This window comes from Paractinoplanes brasiliensis, from assembly GCF_004362215.1.
Classification (GTDB): Bacteria; Actinomycetota; Actinomycetes; order Mycobacteriales; family Micromonosporaceae; genus Actinoplanes; species Actinoplanes brasiliensis.
The window spans coordinates 1781237-1795973 of record NZ_SNWR01000001.1 but is presented as its reverse complement, the minus strand read 5'-3'; the positions used below and the strand labels follow the sequence as shown (position 1 = coordinate 1795973).

Genomic DNA, 14737 nt, shown 5'->3' with positions numbered 1-14737 from the left:
CTCCTCGGCCCTGAAGACGGTGCGGTCGTAACGCCGGACGGGGGAACACCCGGAGTTACGCCCCAGACACTATGAGTCGTGCAACTTGCACGTCAACGCATGGCGTGTCACACGAAGACCGTGGTCCACACCGGACGCGGGCATCCGTGGTCGTCGTCGTGCCCGTCGACCTGGCATTACTTCCGAATGCCACTTCCAGCCGGCTGCGCCTTTCGGATCAGCGGTGCGCATTTCGGCCAGCCGGTGTTCTTGCGGGACAATTAGCCGGCCCGGAAATTCATCCCGGCCTGCCTCCCCACGGTATTCCGGAATCGATCAGCGAGCGGCCGCAATCACCCGTGTGAGTGCCGCGTGCAACGACTCCAGCTCCTCGACGGGCAGGCCCAATCGGGTGACGATCGCGGGCGGGATCTTCTCGGCCCTGGCCCGCAGCGCACGGCCCTCGGCGGTCAGGGTGACGGCGAGGCTCCGTTCGTCGGAGGGGTCACGCTGCCGGTCGACGTACCCGATGGTCTCGAGCCTCTTGAGCAACGGCGAGAGCGTTCCGGGGTCGAGCTGGAGCAGGCGGCTGAGCTCGCGCCCCGAGCGCGGCGCGTGCTGCCAGAGCGCGAGCATCACCAGGTATTGCGGGTGGGTCAGGCCCATCGGCTCGAGCAGCGGGCGGTAGAGCCCCACCACGCTGCGCGAGGCCACCGACAGCGCGAAGCAGACCTGCCGTTCCAGTTCCAGGGGGTCATCGGCCACGCCGCCAGCCTAGCCACGCCACCCCGGCCAGGAGTGCCAGCATGACGCCGGTGAACCACAGGATCGAGGTCGTCGAGGCCACGTGAAGGCCGGCCACCCCCAGCCCGAGCACCGGGCCGATCAGACCCGCGTACGCGATCAGGAACAACCCGGCCAGGCTCTCCCCTCGCCGGGCGGCGGGCGCGCCGGCCGCGATCGTGCCGACCGCCGACTTGAACAGGACGCCCGCCCCGGCCCCGGCGATCACGCCACCGGCCAGGAAGAGCGTGAGCGACGCCGCCTGCATGCCTGCCGTGAGCACCACCAGACCTGTGGCCTGTGCGATCAGTCCGCCGAGGAACCGGGTCCGCGGGGTGAGCCGGCCGCTGACGGCTTGACCGGTGGCGCCCGCGGCGAAGACGAGGAAGGCGGTCAGCCCGGCCAGCAGCCGGCTGGGCTGGTGCAGCGCGCCCGCCACGAAGCTCGGCGCCAGCGAGGTGAACAGGCCGAACACCGCGAACGCGGCGAACGACGAGACGGCGGCGACGAGCACTGCTGTCCTGTCCCGCCCGGCGATGCGTACGCCCTGGGGCCGGTAGGCCGGGCGGGTGGCGGGCGCGTCCACCGTCTCGGGCGCGACGGCGACGGCGACCACGCTCAGCGCCAGCAGAACGAGGAAGACCGCGTACGGCGTACGGAGGGGAGAGGTCACGAACTGCGCGAGCGCGCCCGCCACCAGGGTGCCGGCGCCGAGCCCGCCCAGGTTGGCGGCCGACGACACGATCTCGAAGCGGGTCCCGTCCGCCTCGGGGCGGTGCGCCTTGTGCAGCTCCAGCAGGTACGCGGTAGCGGTCGCGGTCAGCATGCCGACACCCAGTCCGGTCAGGAACCGGGCGGCGATCAGGCCGGGCAGCGCGCTCCACGTGAGGAACAGCACCCCGGCCGCGATCTCCAGGCCGAGCGCGGCGTACAGGATCCGGCGGCGGCCCACCCAGTCCGAGACGTGCCCGGCCAGCACCAGGCTGGTGATCACGCCGACCGCGTACGTGGCGAAGACGACCGTCACCGTGAACGCCGAGAAACCGTCCACCCGCTGATAGATCGGGTAGAGCGGGGCGGGCACGGTCGAGAAGGCGAGCGCGACGAGATAGACGGCGGCGATCAGCCAGAAGCCGCGTCCGTGCCGCCGCGAAACCGGTATGGAGGCACGCGGCCTCTCCAGAAGAACGGTCATGTGACGACAGTGCCCCGGCCTGGCATCACCACCAACGATGATTGCTGCTCGTTACCATCACCAACTGTGCTGGAACTGCGTCACTTCGAGTATTTCCTCGCTGTCGCCGAGGAGCGGAACTTCACCCGGGCCGCGGCTCGGCTGCACGTCGTGCAGTCCGGGGTCTCGGCCGTGATCAAGTCGCTGGAGCGCGAGCTGGGGGCGCGCCTGCTCGATCGCACGTCGAAGCGGGTGGAGCTGACCGACGCCGGCGAGGCGCTGCTGCCCCGGGCCCGGGCCGCGATCGACGCCGTACGGGATGCCCGCGACGCCGTCGACGAGGTGCGCGGCGGCCTGCGGGGCACGGTCCGCGTGGGCACCCTGACCTCGGTGCCGCTGATCGACGTGCCCGCCCTGCTGGGCGCGTTCCACCGGGTGCACCCGCAGGTCCGGCTGCGGCTGATCGTCTCTCCGCGTGGCTCGGTCGGGCTGCTCGAGGGGCTGGCCGACGGGTCGCTCGACGTCGCGTTCGTCTCGGCGCCGGGCCGCCCGCCCGCCGGTCTGCGCATACGCCAGATCGAGTCGCGCCGCCTGGAACTGGTGCTGCCGGTGGGGCACCGGCTCGCCGGCGCGGCCGAGGTGCGGATCGCCGACCTGGCCGGGGAGCCGTTCGTCGACTTCCCGCTGGGCTACGGCAACCGGACGGTCGTCGACCGGGCGTTCGCCGCGGCCGGGGTCCAGCGGCAAGTGGCGATCGAGGTCACCGACATCGGCAGCGGGGCGAGCTTCGTACGGGAAGGTTTGGGGCTGGCCGTTCTGCCACCGTTCGTGGTTCCCGACGACCGGACGGGACTCGTGCTCAAGACCGTCGCCGGCGCCGACCTGGAGTGGCCGCTCGGCGTGGCGGTCTCGGCGGTGCGCCGGCCCAGCGCGGCGGCCCGGGCGCTTCTGGCGCTGATCGACGAGAAGGTCGGTTAGCCCGAAACACTCTCATGATTGCCTTTCGTCCGTAAAACTCTCACAAGACGGACCGAGTGGGGGGAGCGGCGGTGGCTGAGGTTCAACCGGCCGAGTCTGTGCTGCAGTTCCGGCGGTTCGCGCTGGCCGTCTGCGTGATCGGCGTGCTCGTCCAGCTCGGGCTGACCGCCTACTACCTCGGCATGGGGCACAAGGCGCAGCCGCACCACGTGCCGGTCGGGCTGGTCTCGCCGCCCGCCGAGCGGGCCCAGGCGGCCGGCCTGCTCACCGAACGGGGTTATTTCCGGGTCACCGACTACGCCACCGCCGACGATCTCCAGGTCGCGATCAAACGGCGGGACGTGTACGGCGGCGTCGACATCACCGGCGCGCGGCCGCACCTGTACGTCGCCTCGGCCGCCGGACCCGCCGCCGCGTCGCTGCTGCGGGCCACGTTCACCACCGTCGTCCAGCAGCAGACGGCGGCCGAGCTGAGGCGGCTGGCCCAGCAGAACGACCGGATCTCGGTGTCGCGGGCCCAGCAGCTCAACTCCCCGCCGCCGGTCACCGACGTGGTGCCGCTGCCCGACGACGACGTCAACGGCGTCTCGCTGGGCTTCCTGACCCAGGCGCTCGCGCTCGGCGGCACGATCGCCTCGATGGGCCTGGGCCGCCTGATTCCCCGTACGCGCAGGTCGTGGCGCCGTGGCATCGCGCACGTCAGCATCCTGGCCGTGTACGCCCTCGGCTCGGCCGCCGCGGTGCTGTGGTCGATGGGCTGGTTCGGCGTGGGCACGACCGCCGACCGCGGCGAGATGCTCGGCATCTTCGCGCTGATCTCCCTGGCCATCACCGCCTCGACGGCCGGCGCGGTGGCCATCTTCGGCGCGGCCGGCGCGCTGCTCGGCGCGATGTACTTCACGCTGGGCACGGTGATCTCGGGCGCCAGCATCCTGCCCGAGTTCCTGCCCTCGTTCGGCCGGCACCTCGGCGCCAACCTGCCGACCGGAGCGGGTGTGCAGGCCGTCCGCGACAACCTGTACTTCCCGGCTGCCGAGATCCAGCATCACCTGCTCGTGCTGGCTCTGTACGCGGGCATCGGCGCCGCGGTCGTGCTGGTCACCAACATGCTGCCCAACCGCCGTAACCGGACGTCGGAGGTCGACCTCGACCTGGCCCACCGGCTCGAGGGCGCGGAGCGACGGGAGCCGGTGAAACTCTGAGGTGGCGGCCCTGTCCTGCCGATCAGCAGGAACATGTCCGTACGTACCCGAGTCACCGTCCCGCTGCGCTTCGCGGACGGCTACGAGACCACCGCCGGCCTGGTCACCTTCAACGGCCTGACCGACGGCAAGGAGCACCTGGCGCTCGCGCTCGGCACACCCGGCGCGGTCCCACTCGTGCGGCTGCACTCCGAGTGCCTGACCGGGGACGTCTTCGGGTCGCAGCGCTGCGACTGCGGGCCCCAGCTGCGCGAGTCCGTCGAACGGATCACCGGGGACGGCGGCTACCTGCTGTATCTGCGGCAGGAGGGACGCGGGATCGGGCTCTACAACAAGCTCGACACCTATGCGCTGCAGGATGCCGGGCTCGACACGTACCAGGCCAACCGGGCGCTCGGGCACGGCGACGACCAGCGCGACTACACGGCGGCCGCGCAGATGCTGACCGCGCTCGGCGTCACCACGATCGACCTGCTGACCAACAACCCGGACAAGGTCACCCAGCTGCGCCGGAACCACATCTCCGTACGGGAGGTCGTGCCGACCGCCGTGCACGCGTCCCCGGCCAACCTGCGCTATCTGCGGGCGAAGGTCGCACACACCCAGCACACGATCGCGCTGCCGGCCGTGCACTGAATCACGGCCCGGACACTCACGGGTTCCGCGCGGTTGCCGAACAGGAGTACGTGGGGATAGAGAGGGTCAACTCGCGAATCGCCGACATCCAGAGCCGGATGATCGCGCTGCAGACACAACAGGCGGGCCGGAACGTGCAGGCCCAGACGGCCAGGACGGCCACGAGCGCCGAAGGCGGCAGTTTCGCCAACGTGCTGGAGAACGCCGTCGCGCAGACTTCCACCAGCGGTAAGTCCTACACGCTCAACAGCAAGGGCATCCCGACCGAGCTCGCCGCGTACGGCAACGGCAAGATCCCGGCCAACGCCCTCGAACAGGTCGGCAACACCCGGCACAAACTGTGGGCGCCGGCCGCGCAGAACCTCAATCAGATGATCAGCGACGCCAAGCGGGACGGCGTCACCATCGGCATCACCGACTCGTACCGCCCGTACGAGGAGCAGGTCGACCTCGCACGGCGCAAGGGTTTGTACTCGCAGGGCGGGCTGGCGGCCAAGCCCGGCACCAGCGAACACGGCTGGGGCATGGCCACCGACCTCGACCTGAACTCCAAGGCGCAGGCGTGGATGCGCAAGAACGCGGACAAGTACGGCTTCGTCGAGAACGTGCCGCGCGAGCCGTGGCACTGGGCGTACAAGCCCGCGTCCGCCTAGATCCGGGCTGTTTCAGACCCGCGCGATCAGCTCGCCGTGCAGCAGGGACATCCAGCCGTCGGGGTGGGCGGCCCAGTCGCGCCACGCCCGCGAGATGCGGGCGAGGTCGTCACGGCCGGCCGCGCCGGTGCGTTCGGCGGTGGCCGCCATGTCGGACTGCAGGATGCGGTCGGCCCACATGCCGCCCCACCACTCGCGGTCGGCCGGTGTCGCGAAGCACCACGTGCTCGACGTCGCCCGCACATCCGTCAGACCGGCGGCGTGGGCCCAGGCCAGCAGGCGCCGCCCCGCGTCGGGCTCGCCGCCGTTGCCCCGCGCCACCCGCTCGTAGAGCGCCAGCCACTCGTCCAGCTCGGGTAGCCGTGGATACCAGGCAAAAGCCGCATAGTCGCTGTCCCGTACGGCGATCAGGCCGCCCGGTTTGGTGACCCGGCGCATCTCGCGCAGCGCCGCCACCGGGTCGCCGACATGCTGCAGCACCTGATGCGCGTGCACCACGTCGAAGGTGTCGTCGCCGAAGTCGAGCCGGTGCACGTCGCCGACCACGAACTCGACGTTGGTCAGGCCGCGCCGGGTGATCTCGGCCCGCGCCAGCCCGAGCGCCTCCTCGGTGCGTTCCAGGGCGGTGACCCGAGCGGGTGTGACGAGAGTCGCGAAGTCGGCCGTGATGGTGCCGGGGCCGCAGCCGACGTCGAGCACCGCCACGCCGGAGGAAAGATGCGGCAACAGGTAGGCCGCCGAATTCTCTGCGGTGCGCCAGCGATGCGAGCGCAAGACCGATTCGTGATGCCCGTGCGTGTACGTCGCCATGCCCTCGAACCTACGCCCGCCGTCCTCAAATATGGGACGGAAATCTCGGCATATGGAATCGATGCGGTTAACCGATTTCTCCGTACGCAGTTCAGGCCGTACTTTTGTCGGCATGAGGATCGGCATTGTGGGCGCGACGGGACAGGTGGGCAGCGTCATGCGGCGCATCCTGGCCGAGCGCGAATTCCCTGTTGGGCAGCTCCGCCTTTTCGCGTCCGCTCGCAGCGCGGGCCGCACGCTCGGTTGGGGCCCCGGTGAGGTGACCGTCGAGGACGCGGCGACCGCCGACTACAGCGGTCTCGACATCGTCCTGTTCTCGGCCGGCAAGGGTAGCTCCAAGGAGCTCGCGCCGCGCGTCGCCGAGGCCGGCGCGGTGGTCATCGACAACTCGTCGGCTTGGCGCATGGACCCCGACGTCCCGCTGGTCGTGAGCGAGGTCAACCCCGGCGCGATTCACAACCGCCCCAAGGGCATCATCGCCAACCCGAACTGCACGACCATGGCGGCGATGCCGGTGCTGCGCCCGCTGCACGACGAGGCCGGGCTGGTTTCGCTGGTCGCCACCACCTATCAGGCCGTCTCCGGCGCCGGGCTGGCCGGCGTCAGCGAACTCGACGAGCAGGTGAAGAAGGTCTCCGACCGCGCCACCGAGCTCACCCACGACGGCTCGGCCGTCGAGTTCCCGGCCCCGCGCTCGTTCGCCAAGCCGATCGCGTTCAACGTGCTGCCGCTGGCCGGCTCGATCGTGGACGACGGCCGCGACGAGACCGACGAGGAGCAGAAGCTTCGCAACGAGAGCCGCAAGATCCTCGATCTGCCGTCGCTGCTGGTCTCGGGCACGTGCGTCCGCGTCCCGGTCTTCACCGGCCACTCGCTGCAGATCAACGCCCGTTTCGCCCGGCCGCTCACGCCCGCGCGTGTTCGCGAGCTGCTCGCCGGCGCGCCCGGCGTCGAGCTGTCCGACGTGCCCACGCCGCTCGAGGCGGCCGGCCGCGACGCCTCGTACGTGGGCCGCATCCGCGCCGACGAGACGGTGGAGAACGGCATTGCCCTGTTCGTCTCCAACGACAACCTGCGCAAGGGCGCGGCGCTCAACGCTGTGCAGGTCGCCGAGCTGGTGGCGGCCACGCTGTAGCTCGCGCGTGTAACTCATGACCGCCCCGGCTGTCCGGCCGGGGCGGTTTTTGTTGGCCTTGCCTCACCCTCCAATGTGGAAAATCGGGACTTTTTGCCCGAATCGGTGGCGGATGGTCGGTTTGAGGTGCAGAGTGATTGCATGAGCGACAGTGGGCCCGGCGGAGGCGGCTACTTCTGGTGCCTGCGCCACCATCGGGTCGAGACCGGCGACGACGTGTGTCCCGCCCAGTATCGGCTCGGCCCCTACGCCACGGCCGGCGAGGCGGAGCGGGCCCTCGAAACGGTCGAGAAGCGCAACGCCGAGTGGGATGCCGAGGACGCTCGTTGGAACGGGGAGGACCGCTGACGCCGGCGCCGGCCCCCTGACATCGATCGTTTGCAGTCTCCGTGCGGGACGAGCCCGCAGCAACTCGCGCAGTTCATTCGCAAGGAGGAACACCCCAGATGGCCGCTGCCAAAAAGGCCCCCAGTCTTGCCTCTAGAGCGGACAAAAACCGCATTTCGCGTACGCCGGTGCGTGAGCCCACCGAGCCGGCGCGCTCTTCGGCAGCGGCTCCCACTCGTGGTCGCGCCGTCGCCGCCGCCCGGACGGCGAACGCGGCCAAGACCGTGACCGCGGCGACCAGGACCGCGGGGGCGGCGACGGCGACGGCGGCGACGGCGGCGGGGGCCAAGACGACGGCGGCGGCCAAGACGGCAGGGGCCAAGTCAGCGGCGGCCAAGACGGCACGGGCCAAGTCAGCGACGGCCAAGACGGCGAGGGGCAAGTCAGCGGGGGCCAAGACGGCAGGAGCCAACTCACCAGCCGCCAAATCGGCGACGGCTGAGTCAGCGGTGGCCAAGGCTGCAGCGGCCAAGTCAGCGACGGTCAGGCCGGCGGCGGCCACGTCGATGAACGCGGACCAGACGGTGAGGGCTGGGTCCTCCGCGCGGGGTGGAGCGGCGAAGGCAGGCGGCACGAAAACGGCTGCTGCCAAGGGTTCCGCGATCAAGCCGGGCTCCGGCAGGACCGGTGTGAAGGCCGCGAGTGCCCAGGGCAAGGCGGCGCCGAGGCAGCGGGCCGTTGGCGTGGGCGGGGCGGCGGGCGCGCGTGGCCGGTCCACGATGGTCGGGGGCGCGGCCGGGGAGACCACCGTGGCGGCGGTGAAGGCGGCTGGGGAGACCACCGTGGCGGCGGTGAAGGCGGCTGGGGCCGTCAAGAAGGCGACGACCGGCGCTCGTAGGGCGGCGGCGAGCAGTGCGGGCAAGTCGACCGGGGTGGCCAGGGTTCCGGCCAGCCGCACCGGTTCCACCAAGACGGCGGCTAACAAGGCTGGGGCAATGACGACAGCGAGCAGGACGACCGCGGCCAAGGCCGCGCAGAAGACGACGGCGGCCAGGACGACGACCGCCGGCAAGGCGGCGCCGAAGCGGACGGCGGCGGCGACCTCGGCCACGGCGAGGCGCACCACCAGCGCCGGCGTGGCCCAGAAGCCGGCGGCCGGCCCGAGCGCGATTGCCAAGAAGACCAGGACCGTGCCTGCCGGCAAGAGGGCGGCCGCCGCGACGAGCACGGCGGGCAAGAAGGCGGCTACCAGCGTTCCCGTGGTCAAGACGACGGCGACGAGCGCGAAGACGGCGGCTGCGGCGGCGAACGGGACCACGGCCCGGAAGGCGGCCGCGGCCCGGAAGGCGGCTGTGACGGCGGGCGGGATCACGGCCCGGAAGGCGGCTGCGGGGGCGGGCGGGATCACGGCCCGGAAGGCGGCTGTGACGGCGGGCGGGATCACGGCCCGGAAGGCGGCTGCGGGGGCGGGCGGGATCACGGCCCGGAAGGCGGCTGCGGGGGCGGGCGGGATCACGGCCCGGAAGGCGGCTGTGGCAGCGGGCGGGACCACGGCCAGGAAGACTGCGGCTGCGGCGGTCGGGAGCGTGGGCAAGAAGACTGCGGCTGCGACGAGCGGGACTGCGGGCAAGACGGCTACGGCCAAGGCGAGCCCGGCGAAGAAGGCCACCACTACGCGACCTGCGGCCAAGAAGGCGTCGGCGGCGCGGAACGCTACGGCTTCGGCCAACAAGGCGGCGGCGGGTACCGCCCGGGTCGGTTACAACCGGAGCGCTACGGCGGCAGCCAACCGTGCGGCGGCCGGATCGGCCACCACGGGGGCCGAAAGCGGTGCCACGGCCGCTGCCAATCGGGCCGCGGCCACGGCGAACCGGGCGGCGGCGACTGCGGCCAGGGCGGGTGCGAAGTCGGCGGCTGCCGCGAGGAAGGCCGCTACGGCCAAGGCGACCGCGGCCAAGGCGGGCGGCGCCAAGGCGACAGCGGTGAAGGCGGCCGGGGCGAAGGCGGCGGGGGGCCGGGCGGCCGGAACCGGGGCTGCTGCGGCCAGGGCGACCGGGACCAAGGCGACCGGGACCAAGGCGACCGGGACCAAGGCGACAGCGGTGAAGACGGCTGGGGCGAAGGCGGCGGGGGGCCGGGCGGCCGGAACCGGGGCTGCTGCGGCCAGGGCGACTGCCGCCAAGGCGATCGGGACCAAGGCGACTGGGGCGAGGGCCACCGCGATCAAGGCGGCCGGGACGAAGGCGACGGGTGCCCGGGCGGCGGGAGCCGGAGCTGCTGCGGCCAAGACAACCGGGGCCAAGGCCACGGCGGCGAAAAAGGCCCCGGCCAAGGCGACGGCGGTGAAGAGCGCGGCGGCGAAGAGCGCGGCGGCCAAGAGCGCGGCGGCCAAGAGCACGGCGGCGAAGAGCGCGGCGGCGAAGAGCGCGGCGGGCAAGAAGGCGACTCCGGCGAAGACGGCCGCGAAGAGCGCCGCCGCCAAGGCAACTGCGGCCAAGAGCACAGCAGCAAAGGCCACCGCGGCGAAGAGCGCGGCGGTGAAGAAGACGGCGGCCAAGACGGCTACGGCGGCCAAGACAGCTGCCAGGGCGGCGGCCAAGGCGGCGACGAAGAGCGCGGCCAAGGCGGCGTCGGCTGTGAAGAGCGCGAGCAAAGCCACGGCGTCGCGGTCGTCCGGTCGTACGGGAACGGAAGGGTCTGCTCCGAAGGCGGCACCCCGTTCGCCGGTGGCCAAGGTGGCCGGGTTGAGCCCGGTGGTGGCGCGCGGCGGCAACCGGTCCGCGGCGGCGCCGGCCGGTAACCGCAGCAGCATCAACGAGGCCGGCGCGACCCGGGAGCGGGCCACCCGGGCGGCCAACACGCCGCGCGCGGCCTCGACCGCCAAGAATTCGTCGACCAACCGGGCCCGGGTCTCCAAGGCGGCCTCCGCGGCGGCGGCCCGGCAGGCCGCGCTGGGGAACACCCCGGCCGCGGACATGATGGACGCGCCCGCCACGACAGCACGGAAGACGGCCGCTCGCCGGCGCTGAGACAACGCACAAAAGAAGGGCCGTGCCGCCGGGCGCGGCCCTTCCTCGTACGGGGAACTGGTAGGAATGACCCGTGCCGATCAGACGGGTGTGGGCGCCGCGCATCGACTTCGACGCCCTGCGGCAGGAACTCAAGCTGCCGGGCGACTTCCCGGCCGACGCGCTGGCCGAGGCCGAAGCGGCCGCCGCGGCGCCGCCACCACCGGCCGCCGACCGCACCGACGTGCCGTTCGTGACGATCGACCCGGCCACCTCCCGCGACCTCGACCAGGCCATGCACCTGAGCCGGCGGCCCGGCGGCGGCTACCGGGTGCTCTACGCGATCGCCGACGTCGCGTCCTACGTGCGGCCGGGCGGGGCGCTCGAGGCCGAGACCTGGGCCCGCGGCCAGACGATCTATCTGCCCGACGGGCGGATCCCGCTGCACCCGCCGGTTCTCAGCGAGGACGCGGTGAGCCTGTTCCCCGACGTCGACCGGTCGGCCGTGGTGTGGACCATCGACGTGGACGCCGACGGCGCGATCGTCTCGACCACCCTGGAACGGGCGCGGGTGCGCAGCCGGGCGAAGCTGAGCTACGAGGCGGTGCAGCAGCAGGTCGACGCGGGCACCCCGCCCGAGCCGCTGGCCCTGCTGCCCGAACTGGGCACGCTGCTGGCCCGGCGGGCCGCCGACCGGGGCGCGGTCAACCTGCCGCTGCCCGAGCAGGAGGTCGAGCCCGACAACGGCGGTTGGCGGCTGGTGTTGCGGGCGCCCCTCGCGATCGAGGAGCACAACGCGCAGATCTCGCTGCTCACCGGCATGGCGGCGGCCGAGCTGATGCTGGGGGCCGGGGTGGGGCTGCTGCGCACGATGCCGCCGCCCAAGGCCGAGGCGGTTGTCAAGCTGCAGGCCGCCGCGAAGTCGCTGGGCGTGCTGTGGCCGTCCGGGGCCCAGGTCGGCGCGGTTGTCGCCTCGGTCGACCCGGCCACCCCGCGTGGCGCGGCCTTCCTCGACCAGGCGGCCGACTTGCTGCGCGGGGCCGCCTACACGCCGTTCGACGGCGCCCCGCCCGAGCAGACCGGCCACGGCGGCGTGGGAGCGTCGTACGCGCACGTCACGGCCCCGCTGCGGCGGCTGGCCGACCGCTACGCGACAGAGGTCTGCCTGGCGGTCGCGACCGGCGCGACGATCCCCGAGTGGGCGCGGGCCGCCCTGCCCCGGCTGCCGAAGGCCATGACCGACTCGGACAGGCTGGCCGGCGCGGCCAACCGCGGCGCGATCGACCTGGCCGAGGCCGTGCTGCTGCACGACCGGGTGGGAGAGGTCTTCGAGGCGGGCGTGGTCGACCTCGACGACCCGTCGAAGGGCCGCCCGCCCGGCGGCACCATCGCCATCGACGAGCCGGCCGTCCGCGCCCGCTGCCAGGGCAGCCTGTCCCTGGGCGTCCGCATGCAGGTCCGCCTGATCACCGCAGACCCGTCCACCCGCAAGGTCCAGTTCGAGGCCTGACGGTTTTGATCTTTTGGGCGCAACCACGCACGCAGGTCGCCCGGGTGGGTTGAGCGTTCTGGGCGCGCCGGCGCCCTGCTCAGCCCGCCCGGGCCCTCGGCGGGAGCGACGGTCTGAACCCACCACCCCGCTACGACATCAGCATTTGATCTTTAGAAAGTGTGCTCGGCCGACGGGAACTCGCCGCCTCGGACCTCGGCGGCGAACTGCTGGGTGGCCTTCGACAGCATCCCGGCCATGTCGGCGTACTGCTTGACGAAGCGCGGCGTGCGGCCGGTGCGCAGACCGGCCATGTCCTGCCAGACCAGCACCTGGGCGTCGGTGTCGGGGCCGGCGCCGATGCCCACCGTCGGGATCTCGAGCTCCTTGGTGATCGTCTTGGCCACCTCGCCCGGCACCATCTCGAGCACCACGGCGAACGCGCCCGCGTCGGCCACCGCGCGGGCGTCCGAGACCACCTGGGCGCCCTCGTTCTCGCGGCCCTGGACCCGGTAGCCGCCGAGGGTGTGCTCGCTCTGCGGGGTGAAGCCGACGTGGCCCATGACGGGGATGCCGGCGCCGGTGAGGGCCTCGATCTGAGCGGCGACGCGGCGGCCGCCCTCGAGCTTGACGGCGTGGGCGCCGCCCTCCTTCATGAACCGGACGGCCGTGCGCAACGCCTGCGTCGGGCCCTCCTCGTAGCTGCCGAAGGGCAGGTCGGCCACGATCAACGCCGTCTTGGTGGCCCGCACGACGGCGCTGACCAGGGGGATCAGCTCGTCGACGGTGATCGGCAGGGTGGTCTCGTGACCGAACACGTTGTTGGCGGCCGAGTCGCCGACGAGCAGGACCGGCACGCCGTTCTGGTCGAAGATCGAGGCCGTGTACTGGTCGTAGGAGGTCAGCATCGGCCAGCGGTCGCCGCGGCTCTTGGCGGCGATCAGGTCACGCGTGCGTACCCGTCGGGTGGGCGGGCCACCGTACAGGGTGGGAATCTCGGTCATGGTGTGCTCCTTCCCCCTCGAGGCCGCGTCGGTGCGGTCCCCGGGTGCCCCTCGATCGTCGCACCCGGGCCGGCGCCGCGGTCAGGGGCGAGTGGAGGTTTTCACACCCCAGGGCACCGGGAGGAGGCGGCGCCAGCGTAATCTCGGCGTAACTGGGCCGGGGAAGACTGGCTTGTCAAGTCATCACTACTAGGGGTGAACGTGGACCGACAGCAGGAGTTCGTGCTTCGTACTCTGGAGGAGCGCGACATCCGTTTTGTCCGGCTCTGGTTCACCGACGTGCTCGGCACGCTCAAGAGCGTGTCGGTCGCCCCGGCCGAACTCGAGTCCGCCTTCGAGGAAGGCATGGGCATCGACGGCTCGGCGATCGAGGGCTTCGCCCGGGTCTACGAGTCCGACATGGTCGCCATGCCCGACCCGACGACGTTCCAGGTGTTCCCGTTCGAGGGCGGCGCCAGCGGCGAGAGCGCCCGCATGTTCTGCGACATCCTGCTGCCCGACGGCAGCGCCGCCTGGGCCGACCCGCGCCATGTGCTGCGCCGCATGCTGGCCAAGGCGGCCGAGAAGGGTTTCACCTTCTACACCCATCCCGAGGTCGAGTTCTTCCTGGTGCAGGAGGGCCCGCTCGACGGCTCGGTGCCGGTGCCGGTCGACAGCGGCGGCTACTTCGACCACACCACGCACTCGATCGCCCGTGACTTCCGGCGGCAGGCCGTGCTCGCGCTCGAGCGGATCGGCATCTCGGTCGAGTTCAGCCACCACGAGGTCGCGCCCGGCCAGCAGGAGATCGACCTGCGCTACGCCGACGCGCTGACCACGGCCGACAACATCATGACGTTCCGTCACGTCGTCAAGGAGGTTGCGCTCTCCCAGGGGGTGCGGGCCACCTTCATGCCGAAGCCGTACACCGACCAGCCCGGCAGCGGCATGCACACGCACCTCTCGCTGATGGAGGGCGAGCGGAACGCGTTCTACGACGCCGACGACCCGCAGAAGCTGTCCAAGACGGCGCGCTCGTTCATCGCCGGCCTGCTCGTGCACGCGCGGGAGTACACGGCGGTCACCAACCAGTACGTGAACTCGTACAAGCGGCTCTTCCCGCTGCAGCTGCCCAACGTCGTGACCGAGTCGCCGGCGTTCGTGAGCTGGGGCCACCTCAACCGGTCGGCGCTGGTGCGGGTGCCCGCGTTCGGCAAGCCCAGCTCGGCGCGCGTCGAGGTCCGCTCGATCGACTCCGCCACGAACCCCTACCTCGCCTTCGCCGTGCTGCTCGGCGCCGGGCTCAAGGGCATCGAGGAGGGCTACGAGCTGCCCCCGGGCGCCGAGGACGACGTCTGGTCGCTCTCCCCGGCCGAGCGCAAGGCGGCCGGCTACGACGCGCTCCCCGAGAACCTGTCCGAGGCGATCGACGTGATGAGCCGGTCGGAACTGGTGGCCGAGGTGCTCGGCGAGCACGTCTTCGACTTCTTCCTGCGCAACAAAACGGCCGAATGGGAGCAGTACCGTCGCGAGGTGACACCCTACGAGAGGCAGCGTTACCTGGGCGCGCTGTAAAGACG

The 14737-nt window shown here is 71.9% G+C and carries 14 protein-coding genes; 8 read left to right on the top strand and 6 right to left on the bottom strand.

Features of this window, described 5'->3' with window-relative positions:
• Positions 1–315: 315 nt before the first annotated feature.
• Entirely contained in the window at positions 316–744 is a 429-nt protein-coding gene (locus tag C8E87_RS07670) for a MarR family winged helix-turn-helix transcriptional regulator (protein ID WP_133872436.1), read from the bottom strand.
• A complete protein-coding gene (locus tag C8E87_RS07665; RefSeq protein ID WP_133872435.1) occupies positions 734–1957 on the bottom strand; it encodes an MFS transporter in 1224 nt (407 codons plus the stop codon). The genes C8E87_RS07670 and C8E87_RS07665 overlap by 11 nt, the downstream gene beginning before the upstream one ends.
• A gap of 66 nt (positions 1958–2023) precedes the next feature.
• Here C8E87_RS07665 and C8E87_RS07660 point away from each other — a divergent pair, with 66 nt between their 5' ends.
• The 4 genes from C8E87_RS07660 (at position 2024) to C8E87_RS07645 (ending at position 5405) form a co-directional block, all read left to right on the top strand.
• Positions 2024–2914 carry a LysR family transcriptional regulator gene (locus C8E87_RS07660; protein WP_239080681.1) on the top strand — a complete coding sequence of 297 codons (891 nt, stop codon included), beginning with the start codon at positions 2024–2026 and terminating at the stop codon, positions 2912–2914.
• Positions 2915–2985: 71 nt separating this feature from the next.
• Positions 2986–4116, top strand: coding sequence for an MFS transporter (locus C8E87_RS07655; protein WP_239080682.1), 1131 nt, complete (start codon positions 2986–2988; stop codon positions 4114–4116).
• A 33-nt stretch (positions 4117–4149) separates the two neighbouring features.
• Positions 4150–4752, top strand: coding sequence for a GTP cyclohydrolase II (locus C8E87_RS07650; RefSeq protein ID WP_133872434.1), 603 nt, complete (start codon positions 4150–4152; stop codon positions 4750–4752).
• Between the two features lie 50 nt (positions 4753–4802).
• The gene (locus C8E87_RS07645) at positions 4803–5405 is read left to right on the top strand and encodes a M15 family metallopeptidase (protein WP_133872433.1); all 603 of its coding nucleotides are present in this window, start codon (positions 4803–4805) and stop codon (positions 5403–5405) included.
• Between the two features lie 12 nt (positions 5406–5417).
• Here the strand turns inward: C8E87_RS07645 and C8E87_RS07640 are convergent, their stop codons facing one another.
• On the bottom strand, positions 5418–6215 hold the full coding sequence (locus C8E87_RS07640; RefSeq protein ID WP_133872432.1) for a class I SAM-dependent methyltransferase: 798 nt from the start codon (positions 6213–6215) through the stop codon (positions 5418–5420).
• 112 nt (positions 6216–6327) lie between these two features.
• Between C8E87_RS07640 and C8E87_RS07635 the strand changes: the two genes are divergently transcribed.
• Both C8E87_RS07635 and C8E87_RS07630 read left to right on the top strand, forming a co-directional pair.
• Positions 6328–7350 carry an aspartate-semialdehyde dehydrogenase gene (locus tag C8E87_RS07635; RefSeq protein WP_133872431.1) on the top strand — a complete coding sequence of 341 codons (1023 nt, stop codon included), beginning with the start codon at positions 6328–6330 and terminating at the stop codon, positions 7348–7350.
• A gap of 141 nt (positions 7351–7491) precedes the next feature.
• Positions 7492–7698: a hypothetical protein gene (locus C8E87_RS07630; protein ID WP_133872430.1), complete on the top strand. Its 207-nt coding sequence runs from the start codon at positions 7492–7494 to the stop codon at positions 7696–7698.
• Between the two features lie 73 nt (positions 7699–7771).
• Here the strand turns inward: C8E87_RS07630 and C8E87_RS07625 are convergent, their stop codons facing one another.
• Both C8E87_RS07625 and C8E87_RS43545 read right to left on the bottom strand, forming a co-directional pair.
• Positions 7772–9271, bottom strand: coding sequence for a hypothetical protein (locus tag C8E87_RS07625; RefSeq protein ID WP_133872429.1), 1500 nt, complete (start codon positions 9269–9271; stop codon positions 7772–7774).
• A 165-nt stretch (positions 9272–9436) separates the two neighbouring features.
• Complete coding sequence (locus C8E87_RS43545; RefSeq protein WP_166661111.1) at positions 9437–10672, bottom strand: hypothetical protein; 1236 nt, start codon at positions 10670–10672, stop codon at positions 9437–9439.
• A gap of 107 nt (positions 10673–10779) precedes the next feature.
• Between C8E87_RS43545 and C8E87_RS07610 the strand changes: the two genes are divergently transcribed.
• Positions 10780–12195 carry an RNB domain-containing ribonuclease gene (locus tag C8E87_RS07610; protein WP_133872428.1) on the top strand — a complete coding sequence of 472 codons (1416 nt, stop codon included), beginning with the start codon at positions 10780–10782 and terminating at the stop codon, positions 12193–12195.
• Between the two features lie 152 nt (positions 12196–12347).
• Here C8E87_RS07610 and panB read toward each other — a convergent pair whose 3' ends face one another.
• A complete protein-coding gene (panB, locus tag C8E87_RS07605) occupies positions 12348–13178 on the bottom strand; it encodes a 3-methyl-2-oxobutanoate hydroxymethyltransferase (RefSeq protein WP_133872427.1) in 831 nt (276 codons plus the stop codon).
• A gap of 201 nt (positions 13179–13379) precedes the next feature.
• Here panB and C8E87_RS07600 point away from each other — a divergent pair, with 201 nt between their 5' ends.
• Positions 13380–14732 (top strand): glutamine synthetase family protein, encoded by a 1353-nt coding sequence (locus tag C8E87_RS07600; protein WP_133872426.1) that lies wholly within the window; start codon positions 13380–13382, stop codon positions 14730–14732.
• Positions 14733–14737 lie beyond the last annotated feature (5 nt).

Bases quoted from the DNA above. Each gene is read 5' to 3' on its own strand.
- panB (WP_133872427.1), bottom strand. From the start codon at position 13,178: ATGACCGAGATTCCCACCCTGTACGGTGGCCCGCCCACCCGACGGGTA.
- C8E87_RS07665 (WP_133872435.1), bottom strand. From the start codon at position 1,957: ATGACCGTTCTTCTGGAGAGGCCGCGTGCCTCCATACCGGTTTCGCGG.
- C8E87_RS07640 (WP_133872432.1), bottom strand. From the start codon at position 6,215: ATGGCGACGTACACGCACGGGCATCACGAATCGGTCTTGCGCTCGCAT.
- C8E87_RS07650 (WP_133872434.1), top strand. From the start codon at position 4,150: ATGTCCGTACGTACCCGAGTCACCGTCCCGCTGCGCTTCGCGGACGGC.
- C8E87_RS07635 (WP_133872431.1), top strand. From the start codon at position 6,328: ATGAGGATCGGCATTGTGGGCGCGACGGGACAGGTGGGCAGCGTCATG.
- C8E87_RS07630 (WP_133872430.1), top strand. From the start codon at position 7,492: ATGAGCGACAGTGGGCCCGGCGGAGGCGGCTACTTCTGGTGCCTGCGC.